The sequence below is a fragment of the Pediococcus sp. genome (assembly GCF_003533255.1).
In the GTDB taxonomy this organism is placed as follows: domain Bacteria; phylum Bacillota; class Bacilli; order Lactobacillales; family Lactobacillaceae; genus Pediococcus; species Pediococcus parvulus.
In genome coordinates this window covers 24,207-42,667 of sequence record NZ_DOEM01000024.1, presented here as the reverse complement: position 1 = coordinate 42,667, position 18,461 = coordinate 24,207, and the positions used below count along the sequence as shown (strand labels likewise).

The following is an 18,461-nucleotide window of genomic DNA, read 5'->3' as shown; positions in this document are numbered from 1 at the left end:
CTAACTTGATTATAAAATTAGCGGGATTATTTTCATTCCCAACTCTTTCGTTTTATCATGGCTCAAAGTATGCCGTCGAAGGTATCAGTGAATCGTTAGCCAAGGAAGTTGCCGACTGCAATATTAAAGTAATGCTAATTGAACCGAGTGGCTTTCGTACAGACTGGGCTGGCCGATCCTCAAAGAAAATTTTGCCCCAAATTGCCGATTATCAACAATTTAAAGACTTCATAGAAAATAATAAAAATGGGGCGCATCACGAGGCTGGTGATCCAAACAAGGCTGCCGAAATTATTTACGATCAGGCAACTAATCATATAAATGATTTGCCTTTACGCCTCCCTCTTGGAAGGTTTGCTACCGACACTGCAATAAAAAAATATTCAGACACTTTAGCACAATTCAAGAAACACCATGATATTTCCGTATCGGCTGATCAACCAGAATAAAATAAATTAAAATTTTTAAGAAAGAGGCTCATATTATGGGAAAATTAGATGGAAAAGTTGCGATTATTACTGGTGCAAGCTCAGGTTTTGGCCGGGGAACTGCTCTTGTTTTTGCCGCAGTTGGTTGTAACCTAGTTTTGACAGCACGAAGAAAAGATCGACTTCAAGAAGTTACCGACATGTGTAAAAAGATGGGTGTTAAGGCTGTCTACTACGCTGGTGACGCTAGAGAAGAACAAACAGCAACCAAAACCGTTAAGTTAGCAATACAAACCTTTGGCAAAATTGACATTCTGGTAAACAATGCTGGAATTGGTCGTACGCTTTCAATCACCGATACCACAATGGCGGATTACGATTTAGTCATGGATACCAACGTAAGAAGTGCCTTTGCCTTCACAAAACAAACCGTCCCTACAATGGTAAAACAACATGATGGTCAAATCATTATGGTCTCATCTGTAACTGGAGTTGTGGGCCATGCTGATGAAACTGCCTACACTTGTAGCAAGTTTGCCCTGCGAGGCCTAGGACAAGCATTAGACAAAGAATTATTAGATAAAGGTATCAGAACCTGTGTTTTCTATCCTCATGCTGGTGCCACCGAATTTGAGGTTGGCTTTGGTAGAACCAAAAAAGGTGTTGCTAAATCTGGCTTTTTGACACCAGAAGATGTTGGCCAGGCTTTATTAAGTGTTTGCACACAAACTAAAAACTCACGCATCGTTGAATTACGATTAGCATCAAATAACGTCAAGTATTAAAGCAGAATGAACTATTGGGTACAGCGTTCTGTCCTCTGGTTTCAACCCTTGCTAATAGGGTTTACAAATTAAATAAGGAGAGGAAAGTTTTTTTGAATTCTTTCTTCTCCTTATTTTTTTAGCCTTTTCGATTCTGCTGAGAACGCACACTATAACCCCGTTTCATGTTACTAACATCCATCCCGCTATCCTTAAAAAGAACTCGCATTTCATGCGCCATTTCTTCTTACCAGTTGGGATTAGTTCGCCTTTGATGCGCATACTTTTGCCCAATTTCACGTTGTTTTTTCCGAAATTCACGTAAATCACCACTTGAAAACTGCAAATACTTATCCTGATTTGTTGGTGAAAGTTGCGTAACTTCTTCCAAATCTGAATGATCATCCCGATTAAACACAAATGAAATCAAAGGTAAGGTTAAATAACACCACAAAGCCCACTCAGGCTTAAAATACGCCAAGACTAAGACGATAACATTGATTAATCCTAAGAAATTGCTATGATTCAAATAGATTTTATCAAATATTTTTCGGATGTCATTCATATCACTGTATTTTTGATGAATGACCGCATAACTAACTAGCATAAATAATCCATTTACAATAAACGTCAAAATTCCATAAGCCATGACCGTGTGTCGATTAGTATCCACCGTAATTAATTTAGTGAACGTTGGTGTCAGAGATAGAAAAGCTAAGAAAATAAATTCTAAGATAAAAACATGATTGTTCATAGTCTGTGCATCATTAAATAAAACGGAATGCTGATACCAGATATTTGCGACAAAACAAAAGCTAATGAAAAAAATTCCGATGGCTTTACCAAATTGCAGATATTCCGTTAAAGAATCATGTTGAGGCATTGGTAATTCCAATACCATAATTGTAATGATAATTGCAATAACTGCATCGCTGAACGCATCAAGTCGTTCCTTCAGTTTTTCCATAACAAAAACTCCTCGTATTAATCCAATAAAATGATACATCAAACCTATCCAGAAAACTAGTTGTTACATAAGTCAATTTTTTTGTAGAGGCCGGGTCAAAAATTATATTTTTATTGCGTTTCATTATATCTTCCGAATATTATTTCTAAACCAAAAAAAAGCAGATTCTTTCGCCTAGTTACGACTAACAAACCAAAGTACGGATCATTTGTTAGTCTAAGCTATGCTCAGAATCTAACCGCCTTTTTCCCCACTCTCTATTAAAATTAGAGTGATTTAATCTTTTTGGCTGGCACACCACCAACTAAAACATTATCAGGAATATTCTTGGTCACAACTGCTCCAGCAGCAATAATCACATTATTACCAATTGTCACTCCTGGCATAATTGAAACTTTGCCACCAATCCAAACATCATTACCAATCGACACGGGAGAGGCTTTTGCAAGATACATACGGCGGCCTTCCGCTGTCATAGGATGATTAACCGTGTAAATATCGACATTTGGTCCAATCATAACATTATGGCCCATATTAACTGGCGCAATATCAAGGATTGTCAAATTGTAATTGCTTAGAAAATCTTCACCAACATGAATATTTTTTCCATAATCACAATTAAAATTGGCTTGAACCGAGACTCTTTTTCCTGTGGATCCAAAAATCTCTTTGATTTTATTTGTTTGCGCCTGTGGATCGGTTGCTGAAATTTCATTAAATTCTTGGCACAGTTTTGCCGCCCTGGCCTTTCGTTTGGCAACATCCTCGTCTAAAAAATAGCATTCTTCTCCAGCCATTAATTTTTCTAATTCAGTCATATCTTTCACCTCACAGATCAGAATACCACTTAAACTAAGGTTTAAGTCTAGCCTATTTTGAAAAGTCGTTTCTATTCTTTCAAGCTTGTTTAAAATAAAACAATTTTGAGTTTTTAACTTTATTTTTGCAACAAGAAATTGTTAAACTTAAGTTGTTCCATAAAGATCAATGCTAAAAAACAGAAAGGAGAGACTTCGTTATGAAAACTATTGATAGCATCGCACTGGGATTATTGATTGTTGGTGGTCTAAATTGGTTATTAGTTGGACTATTCAACTTTGACTTAGTGGCAACTATTTTTGGTGGTCAAACCGCCATCCTCTCTAAAATTATCTACATTGTCGTTGGAATTTGTGCATTATATGCATTGAAATTCTTCCCGCTGATTATGAATACTGTTAAGCGTGAAGGCTAAAAAGGGCTAGATTAGTGAAGTGCAAAAATTAGACGTTTGCATAAATTTTAAGTAACTACGGCTTGTTTCCGATAATGAATCGGCGATAAGCCTTTTGTTTTTAAAGAAATCCTTTCATAATTGGCCACAAATTAGTCCTTGGGTACGTTAAACTAAATATCGTTTGATAGTGATAAAGATTTTTCTTAGTTCTATATCTAAAATACATAAATTGATTACCTTCAAAAACTCGGCAGTTAGATAGCTCAGATCCTCCAATTATAACCTATTTTGTCTAATCTCAATCCCAGTTGAAATCTTTTCTTTACGGCTTCAATTCCTGGATTTAAATTAGTTAGCGATTCAGATTGTTGTGGCATGACTCAGCCTCCCCATCTTCAATAAGTTTGTTTTGAACCTAATTTAACCTGTAAACTGATTTTCTACATATTCGTGATATAACGGCAATGTTTTAATCAATTCTTGGTGGGTACCATGTCCAGTAACTTCGCCATTTTCAATAAAATAGATCTGGTTAGCATCTACAATCGTACTCAATCGATGTGCAATCACAAGTGTGGTTCGATTATGCATAAGTTTTTCTAATGCTTTTTGAACCATCATTTCCGATTCTGAATCTAAACTTGCCGTTGCTTCATCAAGCATTAAAATCTTTGGATCTCGAAGAAATGCCCGTGCAATGGCAATCCGTTGTCGTTGACCACCAGAGATTTTAACACCCCGTTCGCCAACTTGGGTATCCAACCCCTTTTCCATTTGAGAGACAAATTCCTTGGCATACGCCATTTCAAGGACATGCCAAAGCTGATCATCGGAATATTTTCCGTTAAGCCCATAAGTCAGATTGTATCGAATGCTGCCACTCATTAATTCTGCATTTTGACTAACTAAGCCAATTTGATTTCGCCAATCGGTTAAACTGATATCTGCAATTGAAACGTCACCAATCCTGATTTCACCAGAATCAGGTTGATAATAACGTTCCAGCAAGCTAAAGATAGTCGATTTACCACCTCCAGAAGGTCCCGCAAATGCAACGACCGTGTTTGGTCTTGCCACAAACGATACATCTTGAATAGCCGCCTTCCCTTTTTTATAGGCAAAATTCAGGTGACTCACCCTTAAAGATTTCCCCTGCGCATATAGTGGCTGTCCTTCATTTTGAACCTCCTCATCAACGGTTAAGAGCTCTTGAATACGGGCCGTCGAGCCACTGGCTTTAGCCATACTGGTGAAAAATTGTCCCATAGTCGCAAATGGACCAACCATTTGAACCAGATACATAAAAAATGAAATCAAAGTCCCAAAACTAATCGTTCCCTGGGCAACCCGACTAGCTCCATATACGAGAATCCCAATCATCATTCCCATCATCACCATTTGCATCACTGGTCCAGAAATAGAATCATAAATAGCTTCTTTCAACCCAATATTATAAAGTTTCTGGATTTTTTGATTTCCAGCGTTTTGCTCAACCGATTCGGCAGTGGAAGCTTTGACTAACCGAATCTCACCTAGTGTTTCGCTAACTTCACCATTAAAATCTGCCAAAGTGTCTTGACGCGCATGGGAAATTTTTCGTGCTTGATTCGCAATTGGCATAACGCACAAAATAACCAAAGGCACACCAATAAACATAATTAAAGTCATTTTCCAGTCCATTATTAGCATTAAAACTAATGCTCCAACTAATTGAAGAATTGAGGTCACCATGTTGGGAACCGAATTAGCGAGTAAATCCTTAACCTGTGAAGTATCATTTACCACCCTAGAAGAAATCTCACCAGATTTGGTTTCGTCAAAATAGTTTACTGGTAGCACCAGAATTTTACGCCATAAAAACTGCCGCAGGTTGTTCACAACATTTTCGCCGAAGAATCCTAAAACAGCACCTGATCCAGAACTAACGAGTGCACTCAAAACAAACAGGACAATCGTCCAAACAACTAATTGCATGTTAATTCCACTTTGCAACTGATTGATCAATCGTTGGGCAACTTTTGGCACAATCAATTGCATCCCAGTTGCAATTAGGCCAAGAAATAGCCCTAGCCCTAGTTGCCAAAACCGTGGTTTGATTTTAGCAATTAATTGCACAAAATTTTTAAAATTAAATTTTTGAGAGTGTCCCACAAGGTTTGTATTCATGTTTCGCATTTTGTTATATCTCCATTTATATAGTAATTTTAATCGTGATTGTAAAAATCAAAACCGTGCGGAAATCTAGGATGACCCATTCCCTTAAAGCTTCGTCTCGTGTTAAGAAAATCATTACGACGTTCTTCCCACTTTGGTTCCTTACTTTTTAAGTCACTAACTAATTTTTTTAAAGAATTACTTAGCTGTTGCTGGTCATTGTCTGACAATGATTCAAATAATGAATCAAAGAAATCGTTTTTAAGTTGCCGCGACTTGATGATCGATTCACGACCTTCATCAGTGAGTGAAATAAAAGTAACCCGTTTATCATCAGGTGACTCCGCTTTTTTGACCATGCCACTTTCTTCCAACTTGCTGACTAGCACACTGGCAGAACTAGGACGAATATCTAATTCCTCTACAATCTGTGAGTTCGTTAATTGATCTTTCTCCAACAAGAGCCGCATGACACGCTGTTGTCCTCGTTGATTAAATTGTGGATTATTCTCTTCTTGTGTGCTTCTAATTGCCGCTGCAACAAATACTTTTTGTTGAAATAAATGGCCAAATAAATTTAATAACTCTTGTGTATTTTTTTTCATGTTCAATACCTTCTTTTTTATTTAGTTAGTTTGTGTTACCAATTAACTAACAAAATACAGTCTAACTACTTAGTTAGTACATGTCAACAATAAACTAACTAATAAAAATTTTTTTTCATATTAAACGATCGCCAATTGGATTTGCTGTACACAACATATTAGGATACACTAATATGTAGGAGATGATCCCATGACTATTACCCAACAGAAATTGATTCATGCCTTAAATAATGAAGTTAGATTAGCAATTCTAGAAACTTTAAAATCGGGTTCCAAAAACGTAACTGAGTTGACGGAAAAAATTAATTCTAGTCAATCTAATATTTCTCAACATTTAGCCTGCCTTCGTGACTGCAAACTAATTACCCAGAATCGACGCGGAAAATATTACTATTATCAATTAGCTACTCCAGAAATCACCCATCTTTTAGCCGAAATGGATTTGGTTATTAAAAGTTTAAACTGGAAAAACAACGAGGTTTCGGTGGCTTGCAAAAGTGACATGCCCTAGTCCACATGAAAGGAATTTTGAATGTTAACATTAATTTTTTCTGGAGCGACTGCATACATTTCAACCAGCATTGATTATTTAGTTATTTTAATGCTCATTTTTTGCCGAGCAAGTTCAAAAAATGAACGGTTAACTGTGTATCTCGGTGATTTACTTGGAACCTCCGTTTTAGTAATAATTTCTCTTATTCTAGCCTTTGTCCTGCATTTTATTCCCGCTACTTGGCTGCTTGGAATTTTGGGACTTATTCCAATAATTATGGGCATGAAATTAATAGTAAATGGCGAAGAAAATACAGATACAGTTGTGAATCAAAAACTGAACGCACGGCGAGGTTTTCTCTTAAATGTAGCCATGATCACCATTGCCACATGCGGTGCTGATAACATTGATATTTATGTGCCTTTCTTTGTGACGTTGTCAGTTTCAGGTATACTGATCGTATTACTCACATTTACTGTAATGCTAACTATTTTTTGTTATCTTGGCTATTTGCTGGTAAAAGTTCCCGTTATTGCCAAAAGTTTAGAAAAGTATGGCCGATGGATTACTGCAGCTGTATATATTCTGCTTGGTCTTTACATCATGTTTGAAAGCGGTACTTTTAATAAACTGTTCTCAATTTTGTAACTATTTTTAGTGAGATTAAAACGGTCACCTAGGTATGTACAAAACTGCCTTGATGGCTTTTTTGATGTCAATTCGCACATTGAATTTTTAAGCGTACCTAAAAGTGATAAGGCTCTTTACTTATTTTTTGTATGAATGAATACTTGCTTCATCAAATTAATAATTAATTTACCTGCCAAGGAGGTAAACATTATGAATAAAAACTTAATTGGACTACATCATATAACAGCAATTACTTCCAGCGCACCAAAAATATGAAATTTCATGATCGAAATTTTAGGGTTACATTTAATTAAGAAAACAGTAAACCAAGACGATATTCGCACCTATCATTTATATTTTACAGATGACATGGTCAAAGCCGGCACTGATATAACGTTCTTTGATTTTCTTGGAATTCCTAAAGGTAAACAGGGTAAAAATGGAATTACCCGGCTCGGTTTCCGCGTTCCTAACGATAAAGCATCGGAGTGGTGGCAAGACCGTCTCGATAAATTTGAAATTAGCCATGATGAAAGTAAAACGCGTTTTGGTGCCAAATATTTTTATTTTTACGATTTTGATGATCAACAATACCAATTAGTTTCCGAAGAAAAGCCATGGTGTTGCTGGGGGAGATCCTTATCGACACAGCCCAGTGCCCGGAGAGTACGCAATTCGTGGTGGTTTAGGACCTTCGTTTGGCACCATAGACTATCCCGAAAAACTAAATCAAGTTCTTACCGAAGTTATGAGCTTTACTAAAATAGCCGAAGAAATAGGTAAAACTTTGTATGAGTTACACGACGGAGGTCACGGTTCGCAAATCATCACTGAGACAAGTGTCGTGCTCCCCGATCAATTCCAAGGGTTTGGTACCGTTCATCATCTGGATTTGTTGATCGCTTTTACTTTAAATCAGAATATTTTCGTCCTGGCCGAGGCATCCTTATTAGAAAGATCTTGTGTATGAATATGGAGCATATTTGCCAACTCTCTTATATAATGAAAGTAAACTTACACTATTCTCTTACCTAGATGGCAAGTAACTCATTTCTTACGCACTAGTAATTTTGATACCAATAATGCTGACAACTAGCAACCCAACAAATAGCCAAGTTAATGGTGTTAAACTATCATGAAATAAAATAACTCCTATCACAATACTACCAACCGCACCAATCCCCGTCCAAATTGGATATGCCAAACTGAGCGGTAATATTTTCGTGACTCTAGCGAGAAAGTAAAAACTTAATAACATTCCAATTACGGTTGCAATGGTAAAACCAACTTTAGTGAATCCCTGACTAAATTTCATGGTTGTCGCCCAGACCGTTTCAAAAAGTCTAGCAATTAATAATTCTATCCAAATCATATTTTCCCTCCAAAAAACGCAACCCTAAACTTCTTCAATTGACCTTACGAAGTTTAAAATTGCGTTTCTGCACCCGGTGGCACTTTTATTTTATTTGTGTATTCAGTGTAACATGTCAGCCGCCTAATCAAAAATAAATTGTTACGCTAAAATTTGTTTGTAGAGCCAAAAACCAATTCCAAAGGTCAAAATGTCGGCAACTGGTTGAGCCGCAATCACACCATTATAACCAAATATCCCTGCTAACAAGATAATGACTACTGCAAAAACGATTCCTTGACGTGAAATGGACATCACTAACGCTCCCATCGCTTTGCCGGCTGATTGAAAGATCGTTGTAAACACCAAAACGGCCCCAATAAATGGGGAAGTAATCAAAAGTAAACGCAACATGACCGTCCCCATTTTGATAATTGTAGTATTATGCATGAACAGCGCCATCAACTGTGGTGCAAAAATCATCAAAATAGCCGCACAGATTAAAGCGTACACAACTTCAACCATAAAATCGAATCTTACCACTGCTTTAAAACGAGCCTGAGCACCAGAACCATAATTGTAACCAATTAATGGCTGAGCACCAAAAGCAAATCCCACCATAATTAGCATCACAACCATGTATATTTTTAAAACAATTCCCATGGCCGCAATTGCAGTTGCCCCATAAGGCGCTAAGTAATTGTTTAACAGCATCACTCCAAAACTCTGCATAAAATTAGTTAAAGAGGCTGGAATCCCAATACTTAAAACATCCTGAACTGCTTTTTGGGGAATATGAATCTTTTTAATTGAAAGGGAAAGAATCTGACAATCTTTTACCATGAAATATACCAATAGCGAGGTATTCAGAATATACCCAATTACGTTGGCTAGCCCAACACCTAGTGCTCCCCAATGAAAGACAAAAAGAAAAAGAGGATCCAAAACAATTGTCAAAATGGTCCCAGAAAGTGTAGCCACCATTGATTTGGTGGCTAACCCTTCCGTTCGGATAATGTTACCTGGAACTAATGAAACAATGATGAAAACTGATCCTAACGCAAGCATTCGGTAAAAATCGGCCGCATATTGATAAGTTTGGGAGGTCACACCCATTAAACCAAGGATAGGACGTTCAAAAATCAGCATTAGAATTGTTAACACAAGACTAAACAGGATAGAGCTGTAAAAACAAAAGCTGCTTAGATGAGCACTATCTTCGTGCTGTTTTTTACCAAGCATTCTGGAAATTGCCGCACTCCCACCTAAACCGAAAATATCGCCAATGGCAAGCATAAACGAAAATAAAGGCGTTCCTAAAGCAATTCCCGCAACTAAATTTGCATTACCAGTTTGAGCCACAAAGAAAGTATCGACTAAATTATATATCATGCTTGCAACCATCCCTAAAACAACTGGAAGTGCAAGTTTCATATAAACCTTAGGTATTGGTGCATGCGCAAATAAATAGTCTAAATTCATAAATTCTTCCCCAGTTTCATAAAAAAATCCCCAGCCAAATTGGCTCAGTACCTTGCCAACTGTCTTGGGGTCACTTATTTTATTGTCTTTTTCAGGTTAACACCTCATTTTTCGTTTGTCCATTATTTTTGAAACCGTTTCAAATGCAGTTAATGCTGGAATATGTTAAATTTAGAGTGCCAAATTTGCAAACCCAGAGGGAGGTTTAACATGAACAATAACCGCTTATTTCAAATGCCGTTTAGTAAAATTTATGCTTTGTATAGTCAGAAAATCGGAAAAAAGGGACGTCAACAATCTGAACTTGATGCCGTTATTTTTTGGCTAACTGGTTATAATCCCAATACGCTCCAGCATGTCCTTGATTCCGACATTCCTTTAAAAAGCTTTTTTGAAGACTCACCAAATTTCAATCAAAATGCTAAGTTAATTACTGGATTAATTTGTGGGTATCGTGTGGAAAATATTGAAGATCCCTTGCTTCAAAAAATTCGTTATCTTGATAAGCTTGTCGATGAACTTGCCAAAGGTAGAAAGCTAGACACTGTTTTGCGGAAATGATTTTCAAATTTGAATTTGGTGAAATTTAATTGGATAATCGGATTCAAATATTGTAGCATGGGAACGGAGCCTTAAAAGCAAAATCACAGGAATTGAGTTGAATGACATGAACACAAATGTTTTTTCGAATTATCGCAACTGGCTGGACGCACAAAAAATACCTAAGGGGAAGAAAGCCGTTTTACTTTCTGCTTTAACCCTCTTCGCAGAATTTGGCTTTAATGGCACTTCAACTGCTAAGATTGCTCAAACTGCAGGCGTTAGTCAGGCTACAATTTTTAAATATTTCAAAACCAAACAAGATCTACTAATCGCAATTTTGCAACCAATCATCCAAAACTTCTTTCCGGTTTATCGCGATGATTTTTTGGCCGAATGGCAGAATTTTAATACTCTGCGTGAATTAGTTCATTTTATCATTCATGATCGCTATCGTTTCCTAAAAGAAAATTCAGATGCATTTACAATTCTTTTGTCCGAAATGTTGACCAACCAAACGATTCGTCGGTTATTTCAAAAAATACTTCAGTCTTCTAAACCAATCTTCGTCAAGCAATTTCAAAAAAAACTCCTTCAAAATGGTGTGCGCAAGGATCTAGACAGTTTGGCCGTCTTTCGAACCCTTTTGGGTCAACTGCTCACCTACTTTTTACAGCAGAAATTTGCCCCCCAGATTAAGGTTAATGAAGAAAACGATCTAAAAGAGATTGAAGATCGAATTATTCGCGCAATCAGCGACCAAAAAAGAGAAGCCAATTGACTTCTCTTTTCATTTTGTATTTTTTATTTTCCTAAATACTTGATGACAGATTTTCCTGCCAAACGTCCCGAATTCCAGGCAAACGCACAACTAATACCTTCCAATGTTGGATAAGAAGTGTCATACATACCACTTGCATCATTACCAGCAACGTAAGCACCCTTAATTGGCTGCTTATTTACTTTTAAGGCCTCCATTTTGGCATTTGTTTCAATTCCACCAATTGTACCTAAGGAAGTTGAACGGGCTTTAAGGGCATAAAACGGACCCTTTCGAATCGAGAAACGCAGATAATCAGATGATTTATAAAAATCAGGATCTTCTTTTTTGTCGACATGCTCATTGTACTGTTTAATCGTGTTTTCAAAATCCAGTTCCGACACGTGCAATTGCTGCGCCAAATCTTGTAACGATTCCGCACGCCACCCGGCTTCTTTTTGAATCGCTTCTTCCAAATCAGCATCAATTTGTGGAAATGGGCCGACTTTATGGGTCATCACTTGATGATCTAAGCTCTTAAAAGTGCGTTCAAACGAATCTGTCCAATCAAGTGATTGCGCTGAAATATAGTCAACAAACTGTTGATCTAGAATAATGTAATAGTAGCCGCCTGCCGTATAGGTTGCGTTGCCCCATAAAGCAAAATCGTAGCAGACACTTTCATCTACAAATCGGTTACCAGCGCTATCAACCCACAAAAATGGTAAATTTGTTAGTGAAAAAATTGTCCCGTTGTGCCATTTATGATTTTGTGGTGAAATCACCGAAGCCGCATGATTTTCAAACACCCCCATATGGCGAGTGTCTGCCCCTAACTCGGCCAGCATTTTGATACCATCACCAGTTGCCTTACGTTCTCCCATGCTATATAGATTATCAGGATTTATGGCTAAATATTCTTTGACGAGATCCGGATTGCCAATAAAACCACCATCAGCCACGACCACTGCGGAACAATCAATCACAAAATCGTGTTTATCTTGGTGAACCTGAACACCTACTATGTTGCCATCCTTTTGAATAATCTTAGTACCTGCTGTTTTAAGTAAGAGTTGCCCACCATGATCCTTAAACCTGTGGATGAGGCGATCAAACGCAGCAAATTTATCAATGTATTGGTGGTAAACCTTTGGATGCTGTTGATGGACCTCTTGTGTATTATTTACAAGTTCAGTTTTTAATCCTCGCTCATCAAGCCAGTCAATGGTAGATGCTGATTCCTTTAGGATAGCTTTTGTTAAATTCAAATTACTGCGATAATGGGTGTAGCTCACCAGCTCTTGATAGGCTTGTTTGAGGGAATATTGCACACCCGCTGCCCTTTGTTGACTACTTTCAACTGCAAACAGTCCCTGAGCACCAAACATCCCAGCCCCACCAAATTTATCACCTTTTTCAAGCATGATAACTTGTTTTCCTGCTTCCGCTAACGTTACACCAGCAGCAATCCCAGCAGCACCAGCGCCAACAACCACAACATCCGCTTCCATGATTTAAAAATCTCCTTTTCAAAAGCAATTCAGCAATTTCTTTTTCGATACATCTAATTAAGTTTACCAAAGTTCAATGATGAAAGCGATTAATTACAACCCACCTGGTCTCGAAACAGTTGATAAAGTCAGAAAATCACGGCAAACCGACACTAAAAAAAGCCTTAATCTAGAGAGTGAATGAACAGCTTCACTCCCAAACTATCAAGACTTTTTTAAATCTAGTTTTAATACATGGCTGCATTAATATTCATGATTTTCCAGTCATCAGCAAATTTTTCTACGTGCAAGGTCAACTGAAGTGGCCATATATTTCGCCCACCATGAATACTAGCATCGACTCGGCTTTGACCAATTAGATCTGCCTGATGATCATTTTTCATCTGAACTTCTACATTTTCTTCAGTTGAAGAAAAATAGTTCATTTGTTTTGTATCAATGTCTTGTAACCATTTTTGTTTACTCTGGACCATTCCCGTCATATGGACTAAATGGAAATTAGCATCTAGTAATACGCCTAATTTCTTAGTATCTCCGGCCACCATATAACGATTATGGTCTCGGTATAATTGGACAATTCGTGCTTCTTCATCATTACCCATCTATTCTGCCCCCCCTGAAATATCCTTATTGACAAGGTCCGCCATGCAAAGTCTATAAAATAGTTCAATTGATTTTGACTTTCCGTTTCAAAAAATTAGAAATTTTCTGACCAGTCCACAACCGCTTTTTCAGCTGTATCCCAATCGCTGCCGGTCAAGCCCAAACCCTTTACCACCTGAGACGTTCCAACAAGATGCTTGAAATCTTTTTCATAGGAATCAGCCGAACCTGTATCCGTATAAAAAGGCGCTAATTTGGTTTTTGAAGGTGTAATTTGTTGCAAGAAACTACGAACTGGCGTTGAAACTTCACCAGACCAAACTGGCCCACCAACCAAAACTAAATCATAATTACTTACATCTGGCAACTCGCCAACCAGTTTTGGTAATTGATTTGTTTCCAACTGTTTTTTGGCCCGATCTGAAGTATCAAACATATCAGTCGAAAATGTACCATCTGCTACCTTCATTGCAAAGACTTTTCCATTTGTCACTCTTTGAATAATTTTTGCCAGTCTCTCAGTATTACCAGACCAAGAATAATAGGCAATTAACATCTTTTTTGCCATCTTTTGTCTCCTAAATGTTTTTAACACTCTAACCGAGTTATCAATATCCTAAACTTGTTACTTACGATTAATCCCCAAACTATCTCGTGAGCCTAATTTTTCATCATGAGCTAAACGCACAACCAAGTCCGCAATACTCTTTCTTGATACATCGTGGCCACCAAATGGCTCACCTTTTTTTGTCACTTCATAACTTGTATCATTACCATTATCGAACCATCCTGGTCGAATAATTGTGTAGTTTAAATCAGAAGCCTCGATCACATCTGCTGCATCTCGATAATTCTGTAATACCGGATTAGAAGCCAAATTGCCACTAGCACCCACGGAAGCGGGAATTTCATTATAAATTCCCATCGAAGTAATAAACAAAAGGCGTTTTACGTCCGAATGATCCATTGCATTCACCAAGGAAGAGGCCATTGAACGTAAGTTACCACTTAAAGCAGCAAATACGGCATCTTGTCCCTTCAAAGCCTCAAGTAAAGTGCTTGTATCTGCCACACTGCCAGTTAACGCCGTTTCGCGCTCCTCATTTATGTGTCCTAAACGACGAGTATTTCTCGCCATTAAAGTTAATTTATCGGTTGTATTCTCTAAAAAGTAATTTCTTGTGACACTACCAACTGAACCAGTTGCACCAATAATTAAAATATTTGCCATTTTAAATTTCTCCTCTTTACTTTATAAAAACTAAATAACCTGATTTTGTGGATCTAATACCAACGATTCAGATAACAAAATTTCACTAAATAAATCATAAATATATTCGGAATTAACCATGTGATTTTTAGCAAAATCATAAAGAAAATTACGTTCTTCATCAAATGCTTGCATCAAGGCCCGTCGTTGTTCCACACTTTGGATACTTGTCAAAGTGGACTTGTCAGTGGTCACAGAACGCCATTGATTGAAAAATGCTTTTAACGTATTTTTTTGCACCTGATCACGCAAATCATAAATCACGATTTCGCGTACTTTGTTACTCAAAGTCATCGTTTCCACATGCTGAACGCCAACAATTACCATTTCATTTCGTAAGATCTTTAACTGAGTTGTCTTATTTAAAGTATCTGCATCTAAAGGAAGAATTACTTTAAAAACGATCGTCGGAATTAACATGCTCAAAATAATCACAACCGTTTCAATAAGAACTATTTCGTTAAAAAGAGATCGCGAAACCCCATTACTTAACACAGAAAATGTCATGGCTAACGTCACTGTCCCATGAACCCCGCCAAGGGCAAATAACAGTGCAGATCTGTTTGTCCGATCCGAAATAAAAAAACGACCATAGATAAAACGCACAATCAATAATAAAACGTAAACCAGAACGCCTATCGCCAACCAACGCAAGGAAATCCCAATACTGCGGCGCTGTTCAAAAATAATTCTCTCCAAACTAAGTCCCAACACTACAAAGACAAAACTGTTTAACACACTATTGGAAAAATTAACCAGCTGTAAACCCAGATGCATCTGGCGTGGTGATGAAAATCGACTCCGCGTTGTTTCGCTATTATGAATCAATCAAGCAGTCACGACCGCAATAATTCCAGAAACGCCTACTTCTTCTGCAATGAAATAGATACAAAATGGCGTTAATAGGTAAATTAGGGTTTGCGATGAAATCACATTGACTGATGATCGAACTAAAAATTGACGAAAGGCCATCACAATCAAGCTTAGAATTCCGCCCAAAATAATTCCACCGCCTGCTGAAAATAAAAACAATAACACATTTTTTCCAAACGCGACCTGACCGGTTTGTAACCAGAGGAAGGCAGCTTGCAAGAGAATTATTCCGGTCGCATCATTAAATAAAGATTCTAACTTTAAACTTTTTCTTATCCCACTTTGAATGGTTCGTCCCTCAATCACTGAATCAAAAGCTGTGGCATCAGTTGGAGTACTGATGGCAGTCACGATCAATGCCAATGGAATCGCCAAAGCAAACACTTGATGAACCACAATTGCCACTATAATTGCCGAAACGGCTGCTAAACCTACAGCCGTTCCCAAAATATTATTAATCTTTTTTCTTACCAACAAAGCCGGTGTGGCCTGGCCTTCGAAAAACAATAATGGTGCAATAATAAAAATCATAAAAATTTTATCATCAAAGCTCAAAATCAAATGATTTGTAAATGGAATTATTCCCAAAATAATTCCCATGACCAAATTAATATACGTACTTGACACATGACTGACAGTTTTGGCAATAATATCGCTAATTGCAACAGCAATCAGAACAACAAAAGACGACAACATTAATGACATTCAACAAACTTCCTTTCGGTCCTCAAACCAGGCTAAATTCCACCTTCAGTATATCAAGTTTTAAACTATTTTAGAAAAATTTGCCAAAAATCATCAATTTAATCCAAATCGTTATTCAAATTTAGCAGTGGTCTACTCGCCATCTGGAAAATCAGTTGATGCTGCCAAATCCTTTTGTTTTTTGTAATCATCCAATCGCTTTGTTAGCACATCAATTGTGTTTTGTACGGCCGCTGATCCAAGCATCATCCGTAAAGGAGCAGGATTTTGATCTACACTCTCAATAATTCGAGTTGCCATTCGTGCTGGATCTCCAGGTGCTAAACCATTAGCAAGGGCCAACATTTTTTCAAATGAACGAGCCGGATTTCCCTTATATGCTGGCATTGCTTTGGCTACTTGAGCACTTCCATATCTAAATTCCGTACGAGCACCACCCGGCTCTACGATTGTGACACCAATATTGAAAGGTGCTACCTCTTGGGCCACTGATTCTGCAAATCCTTCAATCCCAAATTTTGATGCATGATACATTGAGTTTCCTGGAAAAGCAACTTGACCACCATATGAAGAAATTTGAATAATTCTTCCATGTTTTTGCTCGCGCATTTTTGGTAAAATTGAACGAATCATTTGGATCGATCCCAATAAATCTGTTGAAAGGATTTTATTGACTTCTTCATCACTAAGCTCTTCTGCTGCACCAAACAATCCATACCCAGCATTATTAACTAACACATCAATTGTGGCATGTTCTTTAGAAACTTTGCTGACCACATTATGAATGGCGGTTACATCAGTAACATCCAACTTTTCATAAGAAAATGTCTCAGGATACTGAGCAATTAAATCCTTAATTTTTGCCGCATTTCTAACCGTCCCAATGACTGTATTTCCAGCTGCTAACAATTGTTTTGTTAATTCTAATCCAAATCCGCTACTTACGCCTGTAATTAACCATGTTTTACTCATCATAAATTTCCACCTATCTTTTAATATTTTTTACTTATCCTGATCCAATTTTTCCTGATGCTGCCGTTCAAGGGTGCGCAATTCTTCTTCACTTGCTTGTACATGATCATAAAAATGATTCAATTTAAAATGCAAATGATCAATAGCAGCCTGAAGATCATCACGTTTTTCTTCCATTTCGGCCATTTGCTCGTTTAATAAAGCAATTTGTTCTTTTGTATTGTCTTCTTGATTATCAAATAATTGAATGTACCGGCGGAGATTTTCAATACTCATCCCTGCCGCTCGCATTTGTTTCACAAAATTAATGCGGCGAATAATTCGTTCATCAATTTCACAATTACCAGCCTCGCTTCGATCAATCGCCGGAATTAAAGTTTCCTTTTCGTAATACCTAATTGTGGCCGAAGAAACACCTGTTTTTTCACTGGCTTCTTTAATGTTCATTTTAATCCTCCTTTTAAATTGATTCTTATGTTCTTAAGAACTGTCTAAAGCATAACTCTTAAAGTGCACTTGAAGACAAGCCCCAAAACTTGATTTTTTGAATTTTTTTAAACAACTGCGCTTTAGTTCAATTGTTTAATGACCTTTGCTGGAGTTCCTACCGCAATACAATTATCAGGAATATCTTTAGTTACAACTGCTCCAGTCCCAATAATTGAGTTTTCTCCAATTGTTACCCCAGGTAAAATGCTCACACGGGCACCAATCCAAGCATTTTTCTTAATATGAATTTCACCAGTTTTAATCACTCGAATATTTTTGGGCTCATGGTTGACCGTATAAAAACCAACACCCGGTCCCATCATGACACCATCATCAATGGTAATAGTGCCAACTGACATCATAGTTAAACTATGATTAGCATAAACATTTTTACCCAAGTTTACTCGATTAGCACAATCTACATGAAATGGTGGCGTAAAATAAGTGCCATCTTTCATTTGACCATGAAACATTTCGTTCTCTAGATCTTTTAAATTCTGCTTTTTAGCAGGATCTGTCATATTAATTAAATGACAATAATGATCATCACGATCAATTTCACCATGAACTTCCTTTTGATACTGTTCGTTTCGAATATCGAAAGATTTTCCGTTTCTTAATTCTTCAAAAACACTCATAATAACGCTT

Annotated in this window: 23 protein-coding genes; 8 read left to right on the top strand and 15 right to left on the bottom strand. The window is 37.3% G+C overall.

Annotated features, from left to right (window positions below; translation table 11 throughout):
• Together DD627_RS05810 and DD627_RS05805 are read left to right on the top strand one after the other, a co-directional pair.
• The coding region (locus DD627_RS05810) for an SDR family NAD(P)-dependent oxidoreductase (protein WP_286984595.1) at positions 1–449 on the top strand (449 nt) is incomplete at its 5' end.
• Positions 450–484: 35 nt separating this feature from the next.
• Positions 485–1,213: an SDR family oxidoreductase gene (locus tag DD627_RS05805; protein WP_260275037.1), complete on the top strand. Its 729-nt coding sequence runs from the start codon at positions 485–487 to the stop codon at positions 1,211–1,213.
• Positions 1,214–1,439: 226 nt separating this feature from the next.
• Here DD627_RS05805 and DD627_RS05800 read toward each other — a convergent pair whose 3' ends face one another.
• Positions 1,440–2,159, bottom strand: coding sequence for a TMEM175 family protein (locus tag DD627_RS05800; protein ID WP_260275038.1), 720 nt, complete (start codon positions 2,157–2,159; stop codon positions 1,440–1,442).
• A 266-nt stretch (positions 2,160–2,425) separates the two neighbouring features.
• Positions 2,426–2,977 carry a sugar O-acetyltransferase gene (locus DD627_RS05795; RefSeq protein WP_260275039.1) on the bottom strand — a complete coding sequence of 184 codons (552 nt, stop codon included), beginning with the start codon at positions 2,975–2,977 and terminating at the stop codon, positions 2,426–2,428.
• A gap of 200 nt (positions 2,978–3,177) precedes the next feature.
• On the opposite strand from DD627_RS05795, the gene DD627_RS05790 reads away from it, so the two are divergent.
• A complete protein-coding gene (locus DD627_RS05790; protein WP_057784884.1) occupies positions 3,178–3,393 on the top strand; it encodes a DUF378 domain-containing protein in 216 nt (71 codons plus the stop codon).
• Between the two features lie 402 nt (positions 3,394–3,795).
• On the opposite strand, the gene DD627_RS05785 is transcribed toward DD627_RS05790, so the two are convergent.
• Together DD627_RS05785 and DD627_RS05780 are read right to left on the bottom strand one after the other, a co-directional pair.
• The gene (locus DD627_RS05785) at positions 3,796–5,550 is read right to left on the bottom strand and encodes an ABC transporter ATP-binding protein (protein WP_286984593.1); all 1,755 of its coding nucleotides are present in this window, start codon (positions 5,548–5,550) and stop codon (positions 3,796–3,798) included.
• 29 nt (positions 5,551–5,579) lie between these two features.
• Positions 5,580–6,134, bottom strand: coding sequence for a MarR family winged helix-turn-helix transcriptional regulator (locus DD627_RS05780; protein WP_260266899.1), 555 nt, complete (start codon positions 6,132–6,134; stop codon positions 5,580–5,582).
• 190 nt (positions 6,135–6,324) lie between these two features.
• On the opposite strand from DD627_RS05780, the gene DD627_RS05775 reads away from it, so the two are divergent.
• The 3 genes from DD627_RS05775 (at position 6,325) to DD627_RS05765 (ending at position 8,019) form a co-directional block, all read left to right on the top strand.
• Entirely contained in the window at positions 6,325–6,645 is a 321-nt protein-coding gene (locus DD627_RS05775; protein ID WP_057784887.1) for an ArsR/SmtB family transcription factor, read from the top strand.
• 21 nt (positions 6,646–6,666) lie between these two features.
• Positions 6,667–7,275 carry a CadD family cadmium resistance transporter gene (locus DD627_RS05770; protein ID WP_057784888.1) on the top strand — a complete coding sequence of 203 codons (609 nt, stop codon included), beginning with the start codon at positions 6,667–6,669 and terminating at the stop codon, positions 7,273–7,275.
• Between the two features lie 264 nt (positions 7,276–7,539).
• A complete protein-coding gene (locus DD627_RS05765) occupies positions 7,540–8,019 on the top strand; it encodes a VOC family protein (protein ID WP_057784889.1) in 480 nt (159 codons plus the stop codon).
• Between the two features lie 292 nt (positions 8,020–8,311).
• On the opposite strand, the gene DD627_RS05760 is transcribed toward DD627_RS05765, so the two are convergent.
• Together DD627_RS05760 and DD627_RS05755 are read right to left on the bottom strand one after the other, a co-directional pair.
• Positions 8,312–8,629: a DMT family transporter gene (locus tag DD627_RS05760; protein WP_260275040.1), complete on the bottom strand. Its 318-nt coding sequence runs from the start codon at positions 8,627–8,629 to the stop codon at positions 8,312–8,314.
• A gap of 141 nt (positions 8,630–8,770) precedes the next feature.
• A complete protein-coding gene (locus tag DD627_RS05755) occupies positions 8,771–10,090 on the bottom strand; it encodes an MATE family efflux transporter (protein ID WP_260275041.1) in 1,320 nt (439 codons plus the stop codon).
• Positions 10,091–10,300: 210 nt separating this feature from the next.
• On the opposite strand from DD627_RS05755, the gene DD627_RS05750 reads away from it, so the two are divergent.
• Together DD627_RS05750 and DD627_RS05745 are read left to right on the top strand one after the other, a co-directional pair.
• A complete protein-coding gene (locus DD627_RS05750) occupies positions 10,301–10,651 on the top strand; it encodes a DUF2200 domain-containing protein (protein ID WP_068805577.1) in 351 nt (116 codons plus the stop codon).
• A gap of 106 nt (positions 10,652–10,757) precedes the next feature.
• A complete protein-coding gene (locus DD627_RS05745) occupies positions 10,758–11,411 on the top strand; it encodes a TetR/AcrR family transcriptional regulator (RefSeq protein WP_260275042.1) in 654 nt (217 codons plus the stop codon).
• Between the two features lie 23 nt (positions 11,412–11,434).
• Here DD627_RS05745 and DD627_RS05740 read toward each other — a convergent pair whose 3' ends face one another.
• The 9 genes from DD627_RS05740 to DD627_RS05700 form a co-directional block, all read right to left on the bottom strand.
• A complete protein-coding gene (locus tag DD627_RS05740) occupies positions 11,435–12,901 on the bottom strand; it encodes an FAD-dependent oxidoreductase (RefSeq protein WP_198145813.1) in 1,467 nt (488 codons plus the stop codon).
• Positions 12,902–13,128: 227 nt separating this feature from the next.
• A complete protein-coding gene (locus DD627_RS05735; protein WP_057784895.1) occupies positions 13,129–13,503 on the bottom strand; it encodes a nuclear transport factor 2 family protein in 375 nt (124 codons plus the stop codon).
• Between the two features lie 95 nt (positions 13,504–13,598).
• Positions 13,599–14,072, bottom strand: coding sequence for a flavodoxin family protein (locus tag DD627_RS05730; RefSeq protein ID WP_260275043.1), 474 nt, complete (start codon positions 14,070–14,072; stop codon positions 13,599–13,601).
• 57 nt (positions 14,073–14,129) lie between these two features.
• On the bottom strand, positions 14,130–14,735 hold the full coding sequence (locus tag DD627_RS05725) for an NAD(P)H-binding protein (protein ID WP_057784897.1): 606 nt from the start codon (positions 14,733–14,735) through the stop codon (positions 14,130–14,132).
• A gap of 30 nt (positions 14,736–14,765) precedes the next feature.
• On the bottom strand, positions 14,766–15,602 hold the full coding sequence (locus tag DD627_RS05720; protein WP_286984591.1) for a cation:proton antiporter: 837 nt from the start codon (positions 15,600–15,602) through the stop codon (positions 14,766–14,768).
• Positions 15,603–16,352: a cation:proton antiporter domain-containing protein gene (locus DD627_RS05715; RefSeq protein ID WP_229923064.1), complete on the bottom strand. Its 750-nt coding sequence runs from the start codon at positions 16,350–16,352 to the stop codon at positions 15,603–15,605.
• 132 nt (positions 16,353–16,484) lie between these two features.
• A complete protein-coding gene (locus DD627_RS05710; RefSeq protein WP_260275045.1) occupies positions 16,485–17,324 on the bottom strand; it encodes an SDR family oxidoreductase in 840 nt (279 codons plus the stop codon).
• A gap of 30 nt (positions 17,325–17,354) precedes the next feature.
• Entirely contained in the window at positions 17,355–17,771 is a 417-nt protein-coding gene (locus tag DD627_RS05705; RefSeq protein WP_260275046.1) for a MerR family transcriptional regulator, read from the bottom strand.
• Positions 17,772–17,893: 122 nt separating this feature from the next.
• Complete coding sequence (locus DD627_RS05700) at positions 17,894–18,451, bottom strand: DapH/DapD/GlmU-related protein (protein WP_057784437.1); 558 nt, start codon at positions 18,449–18,451, stop codon at positions 17,894–17,896.
• Between the last annotated feature and the right edge of the window lie 10 nt (positions 18,452–18,461).

Coding starts and splice junctions, on each gene's coding strand:
- DD627_RS05805 (WP_260275037.1), top strand. CDS start 485: ATGGGAAAATTAGATGGAAAAGTTGCGATTATTACTGGTGCAAGCTCA.
- DD627_RS05800 (WP_260275038.1), bottom strand. CDS start 2,159: ATGGAAAAACTGAAGGAACGACTTGATGCGTTCAGCGATGCAGTTATT.
- DD627_RS05795 (WP_260275039.1), bottom strand. CDS start 2,977: ATGACTGAATTAGAAAAATTAATGGCTGGAGAAGAATGCTATTTTTTA.
- DD627_RS05790 (WP_057784884.1), top strand. CDS start 3,178: ATGAAAACTATTGATAGCATCGCACTGGGATTATTGATTGTTGGTGGT.
- DD627_RS05785 (WP_286984593.1), bottom strand. CDS start 5,550: ATGCGAAACATGAATACAAACCTTGTGGGACACTCTCAAAAATTTAAT.
- DD627_RS05780 (WP_260266899.1), bottom strand. CDS start 6,134: ATGAAAAAAAATACACAAGAGTTATTAAATTTATTTGGCCATTTATTT.
- DD627_RS05775 (WP_057784887.1), top strand. CDS start 6,325: ATGACTATTACCCAACAGAAATTGATTCATGCCTTAAATAATGAAGTT.
- DD627_RS05770 (WP_057784888.1), top strand. CDS start 6,667: ATGTTAACATTAATTTTTTCTGGAGCGACTGCATACATTTCAACCAGC.
- DD627_RS05765 (WP_057784889.1), top strand. CDS start 7,540: ATGATCGAAATTTTAGGGTTACATTTAATTAAGAAAACAGTAAACCAA.
- DD627_RS05760 (WP_260275040.1), bottom strand. CDS start 8,629: ATGATTTGGATAGAATTATTAATTGCTAGACTTTTTGAAACGGTCTGG.
- DD627_RS05755 (WP_260275041.1), bottom strand. CDS start 10,090: ATGAATTTAGACTATTTATTTGCGCATGCACCAATACCTAAGGTTTAT.
- DD627_RS05750 (WP_068805577.1), top strand. CDS start 10,301: ATGAACAATAACCGCTTATTTCAAATGCCGTTTAGTAAAATTTATGCT.
- DD627_RS05745 (WP_260275042.1), top strand. CDS start 10,758: ATGAACACAAATGTTTTTTCGAATTATCGCAACTGGCTGGACGCACAA.
- DD627_RS05740 (WP_198145813.1), bottom strand. CDS start 12,901: ATGGAAGCGGATGTTGTGGTTGTTGGCGCTGGTGCTGCTGGGATTGCT.
- DD627_RS05735 (WP_057784895.1), bottom strand. CDS start 13,503: ATGGGTAATGATGAAGAAGCACGAATTGTCCAATTATACCGAGACCAT.
- DD627_RS05730 (WP_260275043.1), bottom strand. CDS start 14,072: ATGGCAAAAAAGATGTTAATTGCCTATTATTCTTGGTCTGGTAATACT.
- DD627_RS05725 (WP_057784897.1), bottom strand. CDS start 14,735: ATGGCAAATATTTTAATTATTGGTGCAACTGGTTCAGTTGGTAGTGTC.
- DD627_RS05715 (WP_229923064.1), bottom strand. CDS start 16,352: ATGTCATTAATGTTGTCGTCTTTTGTTGTTCTGATTGCTGTTGCAATT.
- DD627_RS05710 (WP_260275045.1), bottom strand. CDS start 17,324: ATGAGTAAAACATGGTTAATTACAGGCGTAAGTAGCGGATTTGGATTA.
- DD627_RS05705 (WP_260275046.1), bottom strand. CDS start 17,771: ATGAACATTAAAGAAGCCAGTGAAAAAACAGGTGTTTCTTCGGCCACA.
- DD627_RS05700 (WP_057784437.1), bottom strand. CDS start 18,451: ATGAGTGTTTTTGAAGAATTAAGAAACGGAAAATCTTTCGATATTCGA.